At 52.6% G+C, this 6,202-nt stretch carries 6 protein-coding genes and 1 pseudogene; 4 read left to right on the top strand and 3 right to left on the bottom strand.

Annotated features, from left to right (window positions below; translation table 11 throughout):
- Window positions 1–44 precede the first annotated feature (44 nt).
- Window positions 45–953, top strand: a complete 909-nt coding sequence (locus ACFFT4_RS19585) for an ABC transporter permease (RefSeq protein WP_378050504.1) — start codon at window positions 45–47, stop codon at window positions 951–953.
- A gap of 13 nt (window positions 954–966) precedes the next feature.
- Window positions 967–1,860, top strand: coding sequence for a carbohydrate ABC transporter permease (locus ACFFT4_RS19590; RefSeq protein ID WP_378050505.1), 894 nt, complete (start codon window positions 967–969; stop codon window positions 1,858–1,860).
- A 245-nt stretch (window positions 1,861–2,105) separates the two neighbouring features.
- Here the strand turns inward: ACFFT4_RS19590 and ACFFT4_RS19595 are convergent, their stop codons facing one another.
- Together ACFFT4_RS19595 and ACFFT4_RS19600 are read right to left on the bottom strand one after the other, a co-directional pair.
- The gene (locus tag ACFFT4_RS19595; RefSeq protein ID WP_378050506.1) at window positions 2,106–2,447 is read right to left on the bottom strand and encodes a hypothetical protein; all 342 of its coding nucleotides are present in this window, start codon (window positions 2,445–2,447) and stop codon (window positions 2,106–2,108) included.
- A gap of 90 nt (window positions 2,448–2,537) precedes the next feature.
- The gene (locus tag ACFFT4_RS19600) at window positions 2,538–2,966 is read right to left on the bottom strand and encodes a MarR family winged helix-turn-helix transcriptional regulator (protein WP_378050507.1); all 429 of its coding nucleotides are present in this window, start codon (window positions 2,964–2,966) and stop codon (window positions 2,538–2,540) included.
- 142 nt (window positions 2,967–3,108) lie between these two features.
- Here ACFFT4_RS19600 and ACFFT4_RS19605 point away from each other — a divergent pair.
- A pseudogene (locus ACFFT4_RS19605) lies at window positions 3,109–3,252 on the top strand (fructose-bisphosphatase class II); the annotation flags it as partial.
- Window positions 3,253–3,497: 245 nt separating this feature from the next.
- Here ACFFT4_RS19605 and ACFFT4_RS19610 read toward each other — a convergent pair.
- Window positions 3,498–4,172 carry a stalk domain-containing protein gene (locus tag ACFFT4_RS19610; protein WP_378050508.1) on the bottom strand — a complete coding sequence of 225 codons (675 nt, stop codon included), beginning with the start codon at window positions 4,170–4,172 and terminating at the stop codon, window positions 3,498–3,500.
- Window positions 4,173–4,654: 482 nt separating this feature from the next.
- Here ACFFT4_RS19610 and glpX point away from each other — a divergent pair, with 482 nt between their 5' ends.
- The gene (glpX, locus tag ACFFT4_RS19615) at window positions 4,655–5,620 is read left to right on the top strand and encodes a class II fructose-bisphosphatase (protein WP_378050509.1); all 966 of its coding nucleotides are present in this window, start codon (window positions 4,655–4,657) and stop codon (window positions 5,618–5,620) included.
- Window positions 5,621–6,202: the final 582 nt, after the last annotated feature.

Genomic DNA, 6,202 nt, shown 5'->3' on the forward strand with positions numbered 1-6,202 from the left:
CCTTCCTCTTTTGCTTCGTTAAGGCCGCTAGGAGGCAGCTTGGCATGAACACTTGGCTACGGCGGATCGCGAAGGAACGGCAAATTTGGATCATGGCCGTGCCCATGATCGTCTGGGTGCTCGTCTTTTCTTATTATCCGATGTACGGCATGATTATCGCTTTTCAGAACTACGTGCCGGGGCATTCTTTTTTCTCGGGGGAATGGGCCGGCTTTACGCATTTCGAGCGCTTTTTCAACTCTCCCGATTTCGGCACGATTATGAGAAACACGTTTGCGATCAGCGGCCTGAATATTTTGTTCGGCCTGCCGGCTCCGCTGATTCTCGCGCTGCTGCTTAACGAGCTGAAGAACAAAGCGTTCAAGCGGTTCGCGCAGACGCTTTCCTATATTCCTTATTTCATCTCGTGGGTCGTCGTGGCGAGCATTCTGTTTACGCTGCTCGGCAGCGACGGTCTGCTCAACAAGCTGCTGATCGACTTCGGCTTCATTCGCGAGCCGATCTCCTTCCTCGGGGAGGGCAAATATTTCTGGGGCATTCTGACGACCTCGAATATCTGGAAGGATGTCGGCTTTAACTCGATTATTTACTTGTCCGCGCTCGCCAGCATCGACCGCGAGCAGATCGAGGCGGGCAAGGTGGACGGCATCGGTCGGTTCGGCATCGTCTGGCACATCTATTTGCCCGGCATCCGCACGACGATCATTTTGCTGTGGATTCTCGGCCTCGGCGGCATTCTGAACGCCGGCTTCGAGCAGCAGCTGCTGATCGGATCGCCGACGACGGCGGAATATTCCGAGGTTATCGACACGTACGTCTACAAGTATGGCGTCCAGCTCGGCTACTATTCGTTCGCCGCCGCCGTCAACCTGATGAAAGCCGTCGTCAGCGTGCTGATCGTCATCAGCATGAACCGGATCGCCAAAAAGTTTTTCGATACTTCGATTTTGTAAGGAGGGAACGAGAATGCGCGACTATTTGAAACCAACGCTCGGGAGCCGGGTATTCGATACGGTTAACGTCGGCTTTATGCTCGTCTTCTGCGCGCTCATGATCTACCCGTTCCTGAATCTGTTGGCCATCTCGCTAAACGACGGGGTCGACGTGGCGCGCGGCGGCATCTACCTGTTCCCGCGCAAGCTGTCGTTCTCCGCCTACGAGCTGTTGTTTCAGAACAAGAAAATGCTCAACGGCCTCATGTGGTCGGTTCTGCGCGTCGTCGTCGGAACGGTCGTCTGCCTGCTGGCGACGGGGCTGCTCGCGTATTTGGTGAACATTCGCCATTTTTCCGGACGGAAGTTTTTGCGGATTTTGTTTTTCATTACGATGTATTTTAACGGCGGCTTCTTCCCGGTCTACCTGCTCATCGTCAACCTTGGGCTGACGAACAGCTTCCATGTGTACTGGCTGCCCGCCATGTTTAACGTGTACTTCATGCTGCTCATCTCCTCGTATATCCAGAACCAGCCGGACGCGCTGTTCGAATCGGCGAGAATCGACGGCGCGAGCGAGTTTCGCATCTACTGGCGGATCGTGATCCCGATCTGCGTGCCGGTGTTCGCGGCGGTGTCCGTCTACTTGGCGGTGTCGCATTGGAATTCGTGGTTCGACGTCGTGCTGTACAATCCGAGCGGCAAATTCGATACGCTGCAGGTGTATTTGCGACGGCTGCTGCTGGAGATGGAAGGCTTGCAGCAAATCCGCGACCAGCAGGTGCTGTACAACCGCTATCGGGACTTGTCCCCGCTGACGCTGCGGGCGGCGACGACCATCGTCGTGACGGTGCCGATTCTGCTCGTGTATCCGTTCGTGCAGAAATATTTTATCGGCGGCATTATGCTCGGGTCGGTTAAAGGCTAATATTCCTGTTGATCCAGAGAGGGATCGGAGGCAAGTCCATCTCCTGTCGTTTGTCGGGACATGCGGTCCCGCAGCGGATAAGGACGAGTCCGCGATTCCGACTGCTCTCCTTTCCCATGTGAAGCGCTATCCGCAAAATCCAGCGGCTGGCGCTTCATTTGCAATCGTTTTGTGAATCGGAGGTTCGGGAATGAAAACCCGGGGAGAGCAGTTTGGAGGGGGATGATCAACGAAAATTTCACAGGTTAATTCAGCAGCAGCAAAAGCAGCAGGAGTCCATTGCCCGCGGCGGTTGCAAACGGACCGATCGTCTTAAATGCATTTTTCACTCTAAGGCCTACGAACCCGTCAAAAAACTGTACGCCAATCATTGCAGCCGCAACGGCCAACAGATAAGAATACGTTTCAAAAAAGATCGGAATAAGACAGGCTAAAACCAGAGAAAAACTTCGGGACATTGCGTACATCGCGTTCGTCAAGGCGCTTTCACCTTGCCTTTTCGCCTTGGAATAAGCATCGAGCGAGAACCCGAAGCTGACGATTGCACTGATCAAAGTGACAGAGGAACATAAATAATAGTAAACCACCGATTCTTCCTCCAATCCATTTATTTGCAGACTATACGATTAGTTAGGCTAAATATAATTTTGAAATAAACCTTGATTCCCCGCTTATTTTTACGATAAATTTCGCTGGATTTTTTTCATCCAGACTAGCAATAACGCAATTTCTTCCGGCGACAAGCCTTGTCTGGCGACTTGTTCAAGTTCCGTAATGATCTCCATACAAATCTTGCATTGCGCCTTGCCCCGCTCTGTCAGGAACACTCTGTTCGTTCGGGCGTCCTGCAGATCCGGCTTGCGGAATATCCAATTTCCCGCAACAAGGGTATTCAACAGGTTCGTAAGCGAAGCCGGACGAATTTTGAGCCTTTCGTGCAATTCTTTCTGGGTTACTCCGTCACCGTGAATCCATAAGAGCTCCAACACGTTGACCTGAGCGGCGGTAAGGCCATAGTCTTCCAGTCTTCGTTCATATTCATGATTGAAATCCTTGAATATCTGCTTCACCAAATATCCGACATTATTCCTGAACGGATGAATCATATGTATTTAGCCTCCCTAAGTAAATATAGCTTGTTTTTTTCCAAGTGTCAAAACCAATGCGCTTTTGGACAATCAATATGAGGACTGCTGAAGGTTGATTTTGGAGGGGGGCGAAGAGGGAATTGGCACTTGAAATTGTAACGTCTTCGAGCTGACCGTCATGATATTGGACCGCGTGCGCCACGAGTCGACGATCAAGACGCTGCGCAAGGCAGGAGTGCGCATCAAGTTCCTGACCGACGGGGATGTCGCCGGAGCGATGGCGCCGACGTTCCCGGAATCTGGAAGGACGTCGGCTTTAACGCGATTATTTACTTGTCCGCGCTGACCGGCATCGGGACTTGTCCCTGCTGACGCTGCGGGCGGCGATGACCATCATGTTGTGCGGGGTGGGGAGTAACTTGCCGAAGAGCGGTTTCTTTTTGTTTGAAAAAATGAAAAGAGGGGCGTCCCCTGTCATCTTATGATGACTTTTGGGCCCCCTCTCCACGCCAAACCGGGGAACCACGAGAGTGGTTCCCTTATTTTAGTTTACTTGTAGTAGGACGCAATAAGGGGAACGAACATCGCTCCGCCATCGACTAAGTCCGCATTGATGTACAAGGCCTCGATTCCGCCGATGTCCACTTCGATCGTTTTCAACCCTTCATCCATCGTTACTGAGGTTTGCAGCAGCTCCTTCAAAGAACCGCTCTCCTGAATCTTCAGTTCTTCAATATCTTTACCGACAGCGGCGACCTGAAGATAGAGTTTCTGATATTTCTTTTTCGGATACAGCATGAAAGAGCCGGAGCGCGAGCCTGCAGCGTTATTAAAATAGACTTCCTTATAATCTTTGCCATTGTAGGACGTTTTGGACGGGTCCTTCGTCTGGTACATATCTTCGAAGCCGTCTACAATCGATACGCCCTCGGACCTTTCGCCAAGATGCACCGTGCCGGCTTTCGCATCGTAATTTACCGCGACGCCCAGCGCATCGGATACGGCCCGGACGGGAAGATAGGTCGTTCCGTTGTAAGTGATCGGCAGAACCGTACTGCCGTTGCCGTCTCTCAGTTGAACCGGCACTCCGTCCACTTTGAATTTAAGGCCGCTATTCAAGTAAGCTTTGATCTCTTGAAGATTGGATGCGGCGTAAGCTCCCGCTCCCATGCTGGCCAGCATGGACAATCCGAGGGCTCCCGCGAGCAGTTTCTTTTTCATCATCTTCACGCTCCTGACTCCAAATATGGTTTTGCCGAGGTTCCGACTAGGGCGTGTTTTCATACTCCGAGGACAGCAGAGAATGCCGAATTTTCATTCCATGCAAGGAACTTTTGTGAAGGCGTACCGGAGGTACGTCAAGCAAAAGTGACGAAGCAGGGGGCGAAAAGGCGGTGATAGATACCCCTGAGCGGGTTTGAAGACACGCCCTAACGCAATTATCATATTAAATCTCCTTGCTTCGAACAACACAGAAAGGACTATTTGATTATAAAAATAAGCCTTAGCGACCACGTGAGACGATACGGAAGAGAGAATATTGCCATAGTTTGGCGCAATAGGCGACAAAGGCTGCCGTATCGTTTACAGTGTTATACTTTTTCCATTTATGATGCACTATATTGGAAAAATGATTTCTATATATTGTGTCATATATAATATTATGATATATTAACCGCGATTGATATTGATGTGGAGGGGTCAGCATGGAGAGGGAATTGGCACTTGAAATTGTTCGCGTGACGGAATTGGCGGCGCTGGCTTCGGCTCCGTGGATGGGACGGGGCGACAAAATCAATGCGGACGGGGCGGCGACTTCGGCGATGCGGGCGATGTTCGACTCGATTTCGGTCAGGGGCACGGTCGTCATCGGAGAAGGGGAAATGGACGAAGCGCCGATGCTCTATATCGGGGAACAGGTCGGCAGCATGAACGGTCCGGAGGTCGATGTGGCCGTCGATCCGCTCGAAGGAACGGAGATCGTGGCCAAAGGGCTGAACAACGCAATGTCGGTCATCGCGATAGCGGGCAAAGGCAATCTGCTGCATGCGCCGGATATGTATATGGAGAAGCTGGCGGTCGGACCGCAGCTCGTCGGCAAGCTGAGTCTGACGGATCCGCTGGAGCTGACGCTTAAGAAAGCGGCCGAAGCGCTGAACAGGAACGTCTCCGAGCTGACCGTCATGATTCTGGACCGCGTGCGCCACGAGTCGACGATCAAGATGCTGCGCAAGGTAGGAGTGCGCATCAAGTTCCTGACCGACGGGGATGTCGCCGGAGCGATGGCGCCGGCGTTCCCGGAAGCGGGCATCGATTTGTACGTCGGGTCGGGAGGGGCTCCCGAAGGCGTATTGGCCGCCGCCGCCCTGAAATGCCTCGGGGGAGAGATCCAGGGACGCCTTATGCCATCCGACGCCAACGAATATTCGCGGTGCGTTCAGATGGGCATCGAAGATCCGTACAAGGTGCTATCGATGGAGGATATGATCGGCTCGGAAGACGTTATTTTCGCGGCGACCGGCGTCACGCCCGGCGAATTCCTCGGAGGCGTGCGCTACTTGCCGGACGAACGCGCCGAGACGCATTCGATCGTCATGCGCGCCAAGACGAGAACGATTCGTTTTATTAGAGCTTTGCACTACTTACCGAATAAAAAGCTTATTCATCCTTAAACTTAAGCGGCGTTGACAGCCGTCTCATTCCGGGAACTGTCGCCAAAGCTGCTTATCAAGCTGTTCCAAAGCATCCTGAACGTGTACCGGCTGGGCAAGCTATCCATCTTGCCATCCGGTCGGTCAGGATGCTTTTTCGGTGGGCTAACGCTCGTGACTCAGCCGATAGTACCGTCCCGCGAGCTAATTCGCCTCTGACCAGGCTCGAAGTAAGCATTAACGGTGTGACAGGCCGCTAAATGGAGGAAAGTGGGCAACTGGGGGCATTAGCGGTGTGCCAGGCCGCTAAATGGGGGAAAGCGGGTAATTGGAGGAATTAGTGGTGTGCCAGGCCGCTAAATGGGGGAAAGCGGGTAATTGGAGGAATTAGTGGTGTGCCAGGCCGCTAAATGGAGGAAAGTGGGCAATTGGAGGAATTAGTGGTCTGTCAGGCCGCTAAATGGAGGAAAGTCGGCAAATGGGGGGATTAGCGGTGTACCAGAAGCCGTCGATTAACTGTGGAAAAGGCATGGTCATTGCGACCGTGCTTTTTCTCCCCCTCCCCGCCGCTAACCTTGGTATAATTTCTATATCAAATTGTCC

This window comes from Cohnella cellulosilytica, assembly GCF_042431195.1.
GTDB classification, from domain to species: domain Bacteria; phylum Bacillota; class Bacilli; order Paenibacillales; family Paenibacillaceae; genus Cohnella; species Cohnella cellulosilytica.